This is a genomic window from Paenibacillus sp. MY03 (genome assembly GCF_002165585.1).
GTDB classification, from domain to species: Bacteria; Bacillota; Bacilli; order Paenibacillales; family Paenibacillaceae; genus Pristimantibacillus; species Pristimantibacillus agaridevorans.
The window spans coordinates 108,039-120,762 of sequence record NZ_MXQD01000020.1 but is presented as its reverse complement, the minus strand read 5'-3'; the positions used below and the strand labels follow the sequence as shown (position 1 = coordinate 120,762).

Sequence of the window (12,724 nt, the reverse complement as noted above, 5' to 3'; positions counted from 1 at the left end):
GGCGACGGACCGAAACCTTGAGGCTTGTACGAAGGTATAAAGGAGGAGAGTGATTCAGCAGGTTGGCAATGTAGGTCTTTTCGGCTGTTTCCTTTTTTGGTGCTACTAAAAGAAGGGGTTACGTATGGAGGGGTCGAATGACTACTAAAATACGTAAAAAGGCAGAATATTAATGATTACAATACGCAATTGGTTCACGCATAGACAATCGCTTTCGGACGCGCAGCCGCGCCTCGAGCGCCTCACCCCACCGGGAGGCGCTCATCGTCTTGCTCTCGCAGCGCGAGGCGGCTTGCGCCGCGCGCTGCTCGCCCTGCTGCTCGGGAGCGTTGCTCTCGGGGGGCTGGCCGTCGCCGGCCCAGTCCCCGCCCTGTCGCTCGCTCCCGGCAGCGAAGCGCCTGCCGCCGCGCATGCGGCAGGCGCAGCCTCTACGGAGCAGCCGCAGAGCTGGCTGCTCCGCTGGACCGACCCCGCGCAGGCGCATGAGCTGCGCGGGACAGAGGTGCTCCGCCGCCAGCCGGACGCGGCGGTGGAAGTGGTGCGTCCCGCCGGCGACAGCGGCGAGGACGTAGAGACCTGGCTGCGCCGTCTGCGCGGCGAGCCCGGGGTCGCTTACGTGCACCCTAATGGTATGGTGCACGTTCTCTCCGGCGCCGCCGGGGCAGACAGCGGGGCCGCCAATGCGGCCGGCACAGAGGGCGACGCAGGTACTCTTGATTCGAAGTACGGACGGGCAGCAGTGTCCAAAGCCTCGCCATCCAATCCATCTGCCGGCACTGACGACGTACAGGTTTCTTCATCAAGCAAGTCCGGATCGTTGGATTCAAAGAGCGAGCCGTTCAATCGCGCAACATCGCCATCGAATCCATCTGCTGGCACTGACGACGTACAGATTGCTCCGTCAAGCAAGTCCGGATCGTTGGATTCAAAGAGCGAGCCGGTCAATCGCGCAACGTCGCCATCCAATCCATCTGCCGACCCTGACAACATGCAGACTGATCCCGCATCATCGCCATCCGCTGCCCAGAGCGAACAGGAGGATCCAACGGCTTTGCCATCCGATGCGCCGAGCCAGTCTCCAGCCGTAGACTCTCCGGCGGAGGCGGGACTGGCCGCTGTGAAGCAGCAAGCCGTGAAGGCGAACGATCCGGAGCTGGCGAAGCAGACGCATCTGGGTCTGATTGGCGCCGCCGAGGCTTGGAAGACGGTTACCGGCAATACCGGCATTACGATCGCGCTGGTCGATACCGGCGTGGATCTTGACCATCCCGATCTGAAGGATAATCTGGTGACCGGCGTCAATCTCGTAGAGCGGGGCAAGCCGCCGGAGGATGACAACGGTCATGGCACCAGCGTGGCGGGCGTGCTTGCCGCAGCGGGCAATAATGGAGTTGGCGTGGCAGGCGTGATGTGGAATGCCAAACTTATGCCAATTAAGGCGCTTGACCAATGGGGCGACGGCACGGAGGAAGATCTGGGCGAGGCTATCTTGTATGCCATGAAGAACGGCGCCAAGATCGTTGTGCTGTCCGTCGGCCTGCACCGCGAGTCGCCATATATGGAGGACATCGTCAATCAAGCCGAAAAACAAGGGGTGCTGCTGGTCGCAGCCGCGGGCAACGACGGTGTGTCCCTGGGCTCCAAGGCGGCGGTGAAATACCCCGCTGCTTATCCGACCGTGCTTGCCGTAGGCGGAGCGCGCGCCGACCGCACGGCCGACACGCGCTCCAATCCCGGCTACGAGCTGGATATTATGGCGCCGTGGCATGTGTACACGACGGCCGTCGGAGGCGGGTACAAGAAGGAAGAGGGCACGTCGATGGCTGCCCCGCAGGCGGCGGCCGTTGCGGCGCTAGTCATGGAGCGAAACCCCTCTTTTAAACCGTATCAGGTAAGAGAACTGCTTCGTCAGACGGCGAGAGACATGGGGCCGGCGGGCTTCGATTCGACGTCGGGCTACGGTCTGCTGCAAGCCGATCGCGCCGTTCTTGGCACGTTGTCCAAGGATGCGCACGAGCCGAACAATTCCAGCGGAACGGCATCGACGCTGCCCCTGCGAGCGAATCTGAACGCCGAGCTGTCGTCTGCCAAGGACGAGGATTGGTACATGGTCGATATTCCTTATGACGGTAAGCTGATGATCGGGTACGAGGGCCGCGTTGCGGCTGGCAGCCCGACGCCTACGGTCCGCTTCGGTTATTACGAGGGCGGCAAGCTCGTGCGCGAGGAAGATACAAAGCTTGCCGGCAAGTCGATTGAATTCGCCGTAAATAAAGGGTCGGGACGAATCAAGGTGCAATTCAGCAATCCTGCTCAGACTCAGGCGCTGTCGTATGCTTTAACGACCTCTTTCACCATTCGCGAGGATGCTTACGAACCCAATGACCGTATAGGGGACGCCTACGCGCTGCAGCCGCGTTCGCAGACGGTGAGCGGCAATTTTCACAAGCAGGCGGACAGAGATTGGTACGTTGTCGATTTCAAGCAGAACGGCCAGCTCAAGCTGTCCCTGAGTACGAATACCGCTAGGATCGATCCCGGCATCTCCGTGCAGCGGGAGGGCCAGACGTTAATCATCTACGACGACCACGGAGAAGGCGCTTCCGAACAAACGCCAGTCATATCCGTCACCGCGGGCAAATATTATATTCGTGTTCACAATGCGATCTCTCTGGATGCAAGTCCAGTCGCAGGTACATATTCGTTGACCATGGATTTCCAGCCGGCGCTGGTCGACCCCAACGAGCCGAACGACAAGTCATACGAGGCTTTGTTAATGAAGTCGGGCACCGAATACGTAGGAGTAATTGATAAGTCCGGCGATACGGACTGGTTCCAATTCCGGCTGAGCAGCGACAGCGCGACAGGACTGACCGTGACAGGAGTGCCGCAAGGCGCCACGCTGAAGCTGGAGATCTTCGACAAGCGCATGAAGCTGTCAGGATCGGGGACGACTGATGCGGCTGGCAGCTTGAAAACGAAGGACCAGGTTCTGGAGACAGGGGTCTATTACGTCAAAATTACGGCGGACCGCGTGTTTCAGAACAATTATTACCGTGTAAAGCTAAGCATAGATGAGCTTGTCGCAGGCTTCCGGGATATATCCGGCCACTGGGCGAAGGATGCCATCGTCAGCTTAAAGGGCAAAGGCATCGTAAACGGCTCAGCGCCTTACCGCTTCGAGCCGGACCGTTCCGTAACCCGGGCGGAAGCCGTGACGATGATCATCAAAGCCTATAAGCCGATTGTTGCGGCGCCGTCTACGGGAATGTTCAAGGATGTTGGATCGCACTGGGCCCAAGATTCCATTGCAAAGGCCGTCGCCAAAGGCTGGGTGAAAGGATATCCGGACGGAACCTTCAAGCCGGATGAGCCGATTACGCGAGCGGAGATGGCTATCATTATCGGCAACGCCGAGGGTTTAAAACCGAGAATACAGACGACGAGACCGTTCAACGATGTCGCGTTGTACGATTGGTACACTCCCATGCTGAGCGCCATGAAGCAGGACGGCAAGCTTAGCGGCGTGGAAGCGAATCTGTTCAAGCCGAACGACACGGCAAGCCGCGCCGCATTCGCGACGTTGCTGTACCGATATGTATAATGCCGTGTCTGCCCTTAGGGGATATGACGGATGAGGAGGACGGTTGGCCAAGATGTCCGAGATATGGAACGCAACGGGAATGACGGGGTTATTTTCGATCGTAGTGGAACTGCTCAGTATTTTCTTCGTCTGGATACTGCTGCAGGAGGTAAAGTGGGAGACCTTCTTCCAATACCCCCGCCGGCCCAAGGCCAGAATGCTGCAGGTGGTGCTTGCGGTCGGGATCGGCCATCTGTTTGCCGGCTTTATATTGCAGTATTGGGGTTACAGCGTCATGCTTCGAGGTTTTGTCGAATAACATGCGCGAAACATGTCAACAATGGGTAATACATAGCTTCACATCTTGACGGCAATTGTCGATAACCATTCTAGGCGCTCCCGAATTGGCAATTGCAGCCCAGGATGTAAATCGCGGAGCGGCGGGGCAAATGAATCTTTCCAGAATAATTTGGGAAAAAAATGTTCTTGTCGATTATTGTTGCCAGATGTTATGATGAAGTTTAGTGAATGCTCGAGGACTGCCAAAAAACGACAGGTTCAAAGGCTATTTGAAACAGAAATTGCAATTCGCGGAGGGACACAAGATGACCAAAATTATCGTCCGCGGAGGCCAGCGCTTATCGGGAACGGTCCGCGTCAGCGGCGCCAAAAATGCAGTGCTCCCCATTCTTGCTGCCTCATTATTAGCGACGGAAGGAGACAGCGTCATCTGTGACGTGCCCCTCCTCGACGACGTTATGACGATCCAGAGCGTGCTTGCTTCATTGGGCGCTCAGCTTACTTATAATAACGAGACGATGCGGATCTCCGCACCGATTATTCATTCTTGCGAAGCTCCTTACGAGCTCATCCGAAAAATGCGCGCTTCCTTCCTGGTTATGGGTCCGCTATTGGCCCGCATCGGCAAGGTGCGCATCTCGCTTCCCGGCGGCTGTGCCATCGGCACTCGTCCGATCGATCAGCACTTAAAGGGATTCGAGGCGATGGGCGCCGAAATTACGCTAGGCCATGGCTTTATCGAGGCAAGCGTTAAGGATCGCCTAAAGGGCGCCAAGATTTATCTGGACGTGGCAAGCGTAGGCGCCACCGAAAACATTATGATGGCCGCCGCGCTGGCGAACGGCACGACTACGATCGAAAACGCGGCGAAGGAACCGGAAATCGTGGACCTCGCCAATTATATTAACGCCATGGGCGGCAAAGTGCGCGGCGCAGGCACCGGCATGATCCGAATCGAGGGTGTTGAGCGCCTGTCGGGTGCAAGACATAATGTGATTCCGGATCGCGTCGAAGCGGGCACCTACATGATCGCGTCCGCCATTACGGGCGGCGACGTGTTCGTCGAAGGCGCCATCGCCGATCACTTGATGCCGGTCATCTCGAAGCTGCAAGAGATGGGCGTCGAGATTGTGGAGAGCGACAACGGCATTCATGTAAAAGGACCTCAGTCGCTTAAGGGCGTCGACGTCAAGACGCTGCCGCATCCGGGCTTCCCGACAGATATGCAGTCCCAGATGATGGCTCTGCTGCTTGTGTCCGAAGGCACGAGCGTCGTCACGGAGACGGTCTTCGAGAATCGGTTCATGCATGTCGAAGAGTTCCAAAAGATGAATGCAAACATTAAGGTGGACGGCCGCTCGGCCATCGTAACCGGAGGCGTGCCGCTCTCTGGAGCAAAGGTGACGGCCACGGATCTTCGCGCGGGAGCTGCGCTGATCTGCGCGGCGCTTCGCGCCGACGGAGAGACGGAAGTAACCGGATTGCATCACGTGGATCGTGGTTATGTTGACATTACGGGCAAGCTGGCTGCGCTCGGCGCAGACATTCGCCGTGTCGCGCTGGAAGATGAGCCAGTGCTGGCAAGCACATCGGTACAGATCCAGCAGCATGCCGAGTCCGCACAGCCGAATCCGCAAGTCGCAGCAGCGAAGGCTGCAGCGGTTGCTGCATCCAGTGAACCGGTCGTCGCGTTCAAGCGCGACAAGGAAGCGGTTGTGCTGAAGGTGCAGCCGACCTGGGCGTAACATTTGCGCGCATCATTCTTATAACGGGAGACGACTTTACAGCCCCGGAGCGAATAGGCTCCGGGCTGGTCAAAGGAGTCTCCTGTTTGTTTTGCGGACAAATTGTTGTTCGGCTCATTTGCTACGGGACTCCCACTTCAAAAACTCTTCCTACTTGCATCCGTTTGACAACAACCAGGCCGAACGCGATTTGCGTATGGTCAAGGTCAAGCAGAATGTTCGCACGGAGCAGGGGGCGAAGGTCCTTGCCGTCTGCGGGGCGTGGTCTCCACTTTGATCAAGCAACGCCTTTCCGTTCTTTCTTCGCTATCCCAAGCTTTTCACGGAGCTCCGATTTTGCCAGGTACCTAAGTAGTAACGAAAAATCATACACAATACGCCTGAAAAGTTGGTGAGCGGGCGTATGAGTATGAAATATCATACACAATGCGCCTGAAACGTTGGTGAGTGAGCGTATGAGTATGAAAAATCATACACAATGCGCCGGAAAAGTTGGTGGGCGGGCATTTGAGTATGAAAGATCATACACAATGTGCCGGAAAGGTAGTTGAGCGGGCGTATGAGTATGAAAAATCATACACGATGCTTCGGGAAGGTTGGAGAGCGGGCTTGTGTATGAAAAACATACACGATGCGTAAGTCGGAATTTCAGGCAATCCGCGCATGCCGGCATGGGTTGTTCCCGTAGCCATTAGGCAGGCTGCAAGAACAACCCGTCTTTACTTTCAGGCGCACGCGAGGCTACCGGAACCGAGAGGTCTCAGAGGAGAGGCGCTATAAAGGTGGCTCGCGCCCGCTTCATCTCTGTACGGGCAGCCTCACGACAAAGCAAGCTCCCTGCGAGGAGGACGGCTCCCCATCAGGCCCGCCGTGCTCCGTGACGATCCCGATCGTGCCGCCGTGCAGTTCGACGATCTTGCGCGCGATGGACAGGCCGAGACCGCTTCCGCCGATGCTTCGATTGCGGGACGGATCGGCCTTGTAGAACCGCTCGAATACCCGCTCTCGTTCCTCAAGGGGAATACCGGGACCCGTGTCGCGAACGGACACGAGGATGACGCCGTCCTCTTCGGCCGCGGCTATAACGATAGCTCCGCCGCTTGGCGTAAACTTGATGCTGTTCGCCAGCAGATTGGTCCAGACGCCGTTCATTAGCTCGGTATCGGCCGTTAAGGCGAGCGGTTCGGCTTGGAGCTCGACGCGCAGCGACTTGCGCTGCCAGGCCGGTTCTCCGGCCAAAATAATTTCCCGCAGCTGGCGGTCCAATCGGTAAGGCGCGGGATGGAAGGGATGCTGTTCGGAGTCGAGAGAGGACAGCTTGAGCAGATTGTCGCTTAGCTTGGACAGCCGGCTGCTCTCCTGCTGAATGATTCCGACATACCGCTCCTTCTCTTCGATCGTCACGTCATCGGCGCGAAGCGCCTCGGCGAAGCCGTGAATGGATGTTAGAGGCGATTGAATCTCATGCGAGACATTGGCGACGAAATCCTGCCGCATCGACTCGATCCGTGACAAGCCCTTCGCCATTGTGTTCATACTGCCCGCGAGCTCGCCAAGTTCGTCACGGCGCTTGACCGGCAGCCGAACGGCGAAGTTGCCCGAAGACATGCGTAGCGCGGCATCGTTAATATGTTTGATCGGACGGACGAGGAAGCGCGCGGCGAACAAGATAAGCACGGAACCGATCGCCAGCAGCGCGAGGAGCAAGGTGGCCGTCGTCAGGATAAAGTTGCTGTTGCGCGGATATCGATTATGCTGCAGGAAGATCGACCACTGCTCGCCGTCCAGCGTGACGAGACGGCCGATGGATTCGCCGACCGAAGGCTGGCGTGGGGGCAAGCCGGAGCGATATCCCCATATGCGTGGACTGCCCTCTCCCGTCCATGACTCGGCAGGCACGGCTTTATCTGCTGCATCACCGCTATTCGCGGCATCGGCCGGCCGGCTGCTGTCAGCTTCCGCGGCGGTTTCCCGTTGCGAGCGTATGCCTGAGTACTCGTTATCGAAATCCGAGGCGCTGGCCGACTCATCGATTGTTCCCGTTGAGCTGCCTCTCGTTTCGACCTCAATAGAATCGCTGGCAGATACTCCGTTTGTTGCTTCTACCCCTCGTCTTTCCAACCAGGGCAAAACGCCTGGCGGCCGAAATCCGTTTACTCGCCGCTGGAGTTCCTCCGCAGACTCGCCAACCGAAATGCGTTCGCCCTTGGAGCTGACCGCAAGGATAGTCATGTCCTCGATATCGGCGATTTCTTCGAGGAACCCGGACAGCGAGGATGGTTCGACGACATGATGGAGCTGCCGTATCCGCTCGAAGGCATCGTCGTAGTTCTGGGCAACCGAGCCGCGGGATCCCTTGAACAACTGGTTCGTCAGCAGGAACGCCAGCGCGATGCTTAGCACGACAACCAGCAGGAACGTAGCGACAATGCGGACGTACAGGCTGCGCGTCATCCGGCCGTAGACTCCAGACGATAGCCGAGTCCTCTCACCGTCTCGATGCGGAAGCCGAAGCTCCCTTCGGGGAATCGGGTGCGGAGCCGTTTAATATGGACGTCCACCGTTCTCTCGTCGCCCTCGTAATCGACTCCCCATAGCTGGGTAATGAGATCCTCCCGAGAGAAGGTTTTGCCGGGATAGCTGGCCAGCCTGAATAACAGTTCGAATTCCTTGGGCGGCAGCGACAAGGTTTCCTCGCCGCAGCAGATGCGGAAGTCGGCATAGTTCATGCTGATGCTGCCCAACTCGATGTTCTGGGAAGCGGTAATCCGGTATCGTCTGAGCAGAGCCTTCACGCGAGCTTGCAGCTCCGGCGGGTCGAATGGCTTGACCAAGTAGTCATCCGCTCCCAGCTCAAGTCCCTTCACTTTGTGTATCGTCTCCCCTTTGGCCGTCAGCAGCAGCAGCGGAATGTCGTAGATTCCGCTCAATTCGGAGCATAACGCCCAGCCATCCATCCGGGGCATCATGATGTCGATGATGGCGAGGTCGGGCTTTACGGACTTCAGCTTCTCCAACGCTTCAATGCCGTCCCCAGCCTCCACGACCTGATGGCCGTCCCTCTTGAGAAATAATCCGATCAGCTCGCGAATGTTGGGATCGTCGTCGACGACAACGATTTTGGGCATGCCGGTGTCCCCCGATCTACACTAATTTCTGTACCCTCAAGCATATATGAACAAGCTTAGACCAAGCTGAACCGAATATGAAAGGAAGCTGAAAATCGTGAACCGGAACGAATGAGGATGCGTGCGATGCAACGTATCACTTCTGGTCCCCCGTTCGCCGGGAGCTGCGTTCGGGCAGTAGACAATGACGTTCATATGCCGTTCATGAACCCATGCTATAGTCCCTCTTGATATCGATAGTCGGAAGGTGGAGTGGACATGAAGAAGTGGATGATCGGCGTCGGTGTAGTGCTGGTAGTAGCGGCAGCAGGCTCCGGCGGCTACTATTATTGGGATGCCCAGCGCCCGTTGGCCGCCGCGGCCGAGGCGACGTCGGTCTCAGCAAGAGCGACGAGAGGGGATATTGTCCTCAAAGTGAGCGGTTCCGGCTCCGTGGCGGCCGAGACGAAGGAATCGGTCAAGGCGGGCCTTAACGGAACAATCGAGGAGCTTGGCTTTAAGGTGGGAGATCATGTGACTGCCGGGCAGGTGCTTGCCGTCTTCGAGAAGGAGGATGTGAGCGGCCAGATCGACCAGAAGGTGCTTAGCATCAAGAAGCAGCAATTGCAATTGGAGCAGTACGAGAAGCAATATAAGGAAACGGCTGTGGCGGATGAGGCGGATCCAGCCTCACTGGCATCGATTCAGCTTAATATTGAGGTGTTGAAGCTGGAGATGGCGGCTGGCGAGAAGGAACTGGCGGAGCTGAGGGAGCAGCAAGCGGAACGGCTGGAGGTTACAGCTGCGATTGACGGAGTGGTGACGGTCAGCGAGGTCGCTGTCGGAGATACAGTGCAAGCCAATACCATCATTGCGGATATCGTTGACTACAATGCTCTTACCTTCAACGTTCAGGTGGACGAGCTGGATATGCCTCAGATTACCGTAGGCCAGTCCGCGGAAATTCATCTCACCGCTTTTCCCGACAAGACGTTCGAAGGCGAGATTCTGGAGCTCGCCAAGGAGGGCTCGGTATCGGGCGGCGTGGCGGCATACGAGGTTGCCATTGCGCTCAAGGAAGTGGAAGGCGTTCTTGCCGGCATGTCCGGACAAGCGGATATGATTATCGATTCCCGCGAAAATGTAGTCGTCGTCCCTGTGGACGCGGTCGTGGAGCTGTTGGGCCGGACTTATGTCCGCGTTCCCGCCGAAGGCGCTTCGGACGCTTCCTCGCCGGAGACGGGGCAGCCCCCGGCAATGCCGGGCGGCGAGCGTACGGGCGGCGAGCGCTGGGGCGGCGCCGCAGGAGCAGGAGCGGGAGAAGGAGCGGCAGGTCCGGGAGGCGAGAGCTGGAGTGGCGCCGCAGGCGTAGGAGCGGCTGAAGGCGCGGTAGGTCCGGGCGGCGGCCGTAGATCCGCCGTGCAAGGCGGCGCTGACGGCGAAGCAGTGCCAGAGAGGCGGGCTGCCGGGGCTGGAGGGGATATGGGTGCTATTCCTGCTATGCCTGCAGACGGACAAATTCCACAAAGGCCATCATCCGGTCAAGGTTTCGCGGAAGGGGGAGTTCCGATGCCGTCCGGTCAAGCTCGCTCCCAAGAGGCGACTTTGGCTTCCTCCGCGCCGGGCGAGGCAGACGGTCAGTCCGCACCAGACCAGGCTCCGGGAGCCCAAGCCCCGGGTGTCGGGGGACAGACGACGCCCGACCTGGCAGGCGATGACCGAATAAGCGCCATGGCGGAGCGAATCGGACTTGGCGGTCAGTTGAAAGAAGTCACGGTAGGCCTTAGCGACGAAACGTATGTGGAGATCGTATCGGGCTTATCCGAGGGCGATACGGTGCTTGTCCCGCTGCCGCAGGGTACGGTTGGAACAGCCCCGTCGTCCGCGGGTACCGAGATGATGTTCCCGGGCGGCATGGGCGGCAGCTTTGGCAATTTCGGCGGCGGAGGCTTCGGCGGAGGAGGCCAGGGATCAGGCGGCATGCGCGGTGGAATGCCGCAAGGCGGCGGTGTCCGATGATGCAGGCGAATATGGAGCCTCTTATCGACATTCGGGAGCTGTCGAAGAGCTACCTAATGGGAAGAGAGAAAGTGCGCGTCTTAAACGAAATATCTTTGCAGGTTATGCCGGGTGAATTTGTTGCGATTGTGGGGCCCTCGGGTTCGGGCAAGTCCACGCTTATGAACGTTATCGGTTGCCTGGACGCGCCGAGCGAAGGAAGCTACAAGCTGGACGGCATAGAGGTGAAGGGGCTGAGCGACAACAAGCTGGCCAATATTCGCAACCGCAAGATCGGCTTTATCTTCCAATCGTTCCACCTGCTTCCGAAGCTGTCCGCGATCGAGAACGTGGAGCTGCCGCTCGTCTACCGGGGCATGTCTTCGAAGGAGCGGCGCGAGCGCTCCACCCGCGCGCTCGCGCAGGTCGGCTTGTCGGAGCGAATGTTCCACAAGCCAAGCGAGCTGTCCGGCGGTCAGCAGCAACGGGTCGCCATCGCTCGCGCGCTCGCCGGGCATCCGCCGATGCTGCTGGCCGACGAGCCGACGGGCGCTCTGGATACAAAGACCGGTCAAGAGGTGCTCGCGCTCATTGAGCAGCTCAATGCGGAGGGCCATACGATCGTGCTCATTACGCATGACCAGGAAGTAGCCCGCCGTGCTTCGCGCATCGTCGCTATGAGAGACGGCTGTATGACCGAGCAGGAGAGGAGGATGGAGCATGAAGTTGTCCCAAGGCTTCCGAATGGCCTTCTCCAGCATCCTGTCCAACAAGCTTAGAACCGTTCTGTCCATGCTGGGCATCCTGATCGGGGTGGCTACGGTCATCGCGCTGGTCGCCATGGGCGAAGGCTCCTCCCGTCAGGTCGAGGAGCAAGTATCCTCTCTCGGAACCAACATGCTCTCGGTAACGATTACCGGTCGCGGCACGGACACGACATTAACGAAGGACGAGGCGCTCGAGCTTGCCAACATCGAAGGCATAGCCGGCGTATCGCCGGTCGTCAGCTCTTCGGCGTCGGTGAAGTACGACAAGACGAGTACAAACGTCACCGTCGACGGCATTACGACGGAGTACGAGCTTGTGCAGGACTTCAGCGTGCAGAGCGGCCGGTATATTACGGCGATGGACGAGCGCAACAAGACGCGGGTCGCGCTGATTGGCGTTACGACGTCAGACGAGTTGTTCGGCGGCGACGATCCGCTGGGCAAGGTCGTACTTGTCAACGGCATGCGCTTTACGATCGTCGGCTTGCTAGAGCCTAAGGGAAGCTCGCTAGCCGGCTCCAACGACGAGAAGCTGCTCATCCCGCTGTCGGTTGCCCAGCGTATCTTCAATAGCGACGGCGTGCGGACGGTGTATATTCAGACAACGGAGATGGATGTCATGGACGCCGTGACGTCGAGGCTGGAGACCGAGCTGACGGGGTTGTTCCGCGGCGATTCGAACAGTTATCGCGTCTTCAATCAGCAGGATGCAATGGACACGCTCAATGCCGTTAACGAGACGATGAACACCATGCTGGTCGGCGTTGCGGCCATCTCTCTGATGGTCGGAGGCATCGGCATTATGAATATTATGCTCGTCTCCGTGACGGAGCGGACAAGGGAGATCGGCATCCGCAAGTCTCTTGGCGCCAAGCGGCGCGACGTGATGCTGCAATTCCTGATCGAGGCGATGTCGATCAGCACGCTCGGAGGCGCGCTGGGCGTAGCGCTCGGATACGCGGCTTCATTCGTCATCGAGACGGCGATGGATTCGCCGACGGCCGTCTCCTCGGATATGGCGCTGTACGCATTCCTCTTCTCGGCCTGCGTCGGCATCGTCTTCGGTCTCTTCCCGGCTTACAAAGCCGCCGGCCTGAAGCCGGTAGACGCGCTGAGGCACGATTAACGCTCCTGCGGCGATGATTTGATGGGGTAAGGAATAATTCGCCATTCCATAGCTAGTTTTTCCAACAAACAGGCAATAATCCGCCCTTCCGGCGACGA

General features: G+C 58.5%; 8 protein-coding genes. 6 read left to right on the top strand and 2 right to left on the bottom strand.

Annotated features, from left to right (window positions below):
• The first annotated feature begins 172 nt into the window (after positions 1 to 172).
• From B1748_RS18830 to murA, 3 genes are all read left to right on the top strand, one after another.
• Positions 173 to 3,604, top strand: a complete 3,432-nt coding sequence (locus B1748_RS18830) for a S8 family peptidase (protein WP_087569473.1) — start codon at positions 173 to 175, stop codon at positions 3,602 to 3,604.
• Between the two features lie 52 nt (positions 3,605 to 3,656).
• On the top strand, positions 3,657 to 3,902 hold the full coding sequence (locus tag B1748_RS18825) for a DUF1146 domain-containing protein (RefSeq protein WP_087569472.1): 246 nt from the start codon (positions 3,657 to 3,659) through the stop codon (positions 3,900 to 3,902).
• Positions 3,903 to 4,188: 286 nt separating this feature from the next.
• The gene (murA, locus tag B1748_RS18820) at positions 4,189 to 5,628 is read left to right on the top strand and encodes a UDP-N-acetylglucosamine 1-carboxyvinyltransferase (RefSeq protein WP_087569471.1); all 1,440 of its coding nucleotides are present in this window, start codon (positions 4,189 to 4,191) and stop codon (positions 5,626 to 5,628) included.
• A 798-nt stretch (positions 5,629 to 6,426) separates the two neighbouring features.
• On the opposite strand, the gene B1748_RS18815 is transcribed toward murA, so the two are convergent.
• Positions 6,427 to 8,082: a sensor histidine kinase gene (locus B1748_RS18815; protein ID WP_087569470.1), complete on the bottom strand. Its 1,656-nt coding sequence runs from the start codon at positions 8,080 to 8,082 to the stop codon at positions 6,427 to 6,429.
• Positions 8,079 to 8,756: a response regulator transcription factor gene (locus B1748_RS18810; RefSeq protein ID WP_087569469.1), complete on the bottom strand. Its 678-nt coding sequence runs from the start codon at positions 8,754 to 8,756 to the stop codon at positions 8,079 to 8,081. Before B1748_RS18810 ends, B1748_RS18815 begins: the two co-directional genes overlap by 4 nt.
• Positions 8,757 to 9,014: 258 nt before the next feature.
• Between B1748_RS18810 and B1748_RS18805 the strand changes: the two genes are divergently transcribed.
• The 3 genes from B1748_RS18805 to B1748_RS18795 are packed head-to-tail and all read left to right on the top strand — an operon-like array spanning position 9,015 to position 12,626.
• Positions 9,015 to 10,754 (top strand): efflux RND transporter periplasmic adaptor subunit, encoded by a 1,740-nt coding sequence (locus B1748_RS18805; RefSeq protein ID WP_087569468.1) that lies wholly within the window; start codon positions 9,015 to 9,017, stop codon positions 10,752 to 10,754.
• Positions 10,751 to 11,512: an ABC transporter ATP-binding protein gene (locus tag B1748_RS18800; protein ID WP_373271285.1), complete on the top strand. Its 762-nt coding sequence runs from the start codon at positions 10,751 to 10,753 to the stop codon at positions 11,510 to 11,512. Before B1748_RS18805 ends, B1748_RS18800 begins: the two co-directional genes overlap by 4 nt.
• Positions 11,454 to 12,626 (top strand): ABC transporter permease, encoded by a 1,173-nt coding sequence (locus B1748_RS18795; RefSeq protein ID WP_087569467.1) that lies wholly within the window; start codon positions 11,454 to 11,456, stop codon positions 12,624 to 12,626. The genes B1748_RS18800 and B1748_RS18795 overlap by 59 nt, the downstream gene beginning before the upstream one ends.
• Positions 12,627 to 12,724: the final 98 nt, after the last annotated feature.

What these genes read in the sequence shown, in the direction of transcription:
- B1748_RS18830 (WP_087569473.1), top strand. Translation starts at nt 173, where the DNA reads ATGATTACAATACGCAATTGGTTCACGCATAGACAATCGCTTTCGGAC.
- B1748_RS18825 (WP_087569472.1), top strand. Translation starts at nt 3,657, where the DNA reads ATGTCCGAGATATGGAACGCAACGGGAATGACGGGGTTATTTTCGATC.
- murA (WP_087569471.1), top strand. Translation starts at nt 4,189, where the DNA reads ATGACCAAAATTATCGTCCGCGGAGGCCAGCGCTTATCGGGAACGGTC.
- B1748_RS18815 (WP_087569470.1), bottom strand. Translation starts at nt 8,082, where the DNA reads ATGACGCGCAGCCTGTACGTCCGCATTGTCGCTACGTTCCTGCTGGTT.
- B1748_RS18810 (WP_087569469.1), bottom strand. Translation starts at nt 8,756, where the DNA reads ATGCCCAAAATCGTTGTCGTCGACGACGATCCCAACATTCGCGAGCTG.
- B1748_RS18805 (WP_087569468.1), top strand. Translation starts at nt 9,015, where the DNA reads ATGAAGAAGTGGATGATCGGCGTCGGTGTAGTGCTGGTAGTAGCGGCA.
- B1748_RS18800 (WP_373271285.1), top strand. Translation starts at nt 10,751, where the DNA reads ATGATGCAGGCGAATATGGAGCCTCTTATCGACATTCGGGAGCTGTCG.
- B1748_RS18795 (WP_087569467.1), top strand. Translation starts at nt 11,454, where the DNA reads ATGAAGTTGTCCCAAGGCTTCCGAATGGCCTTCTCCAGCATCCTGTCC.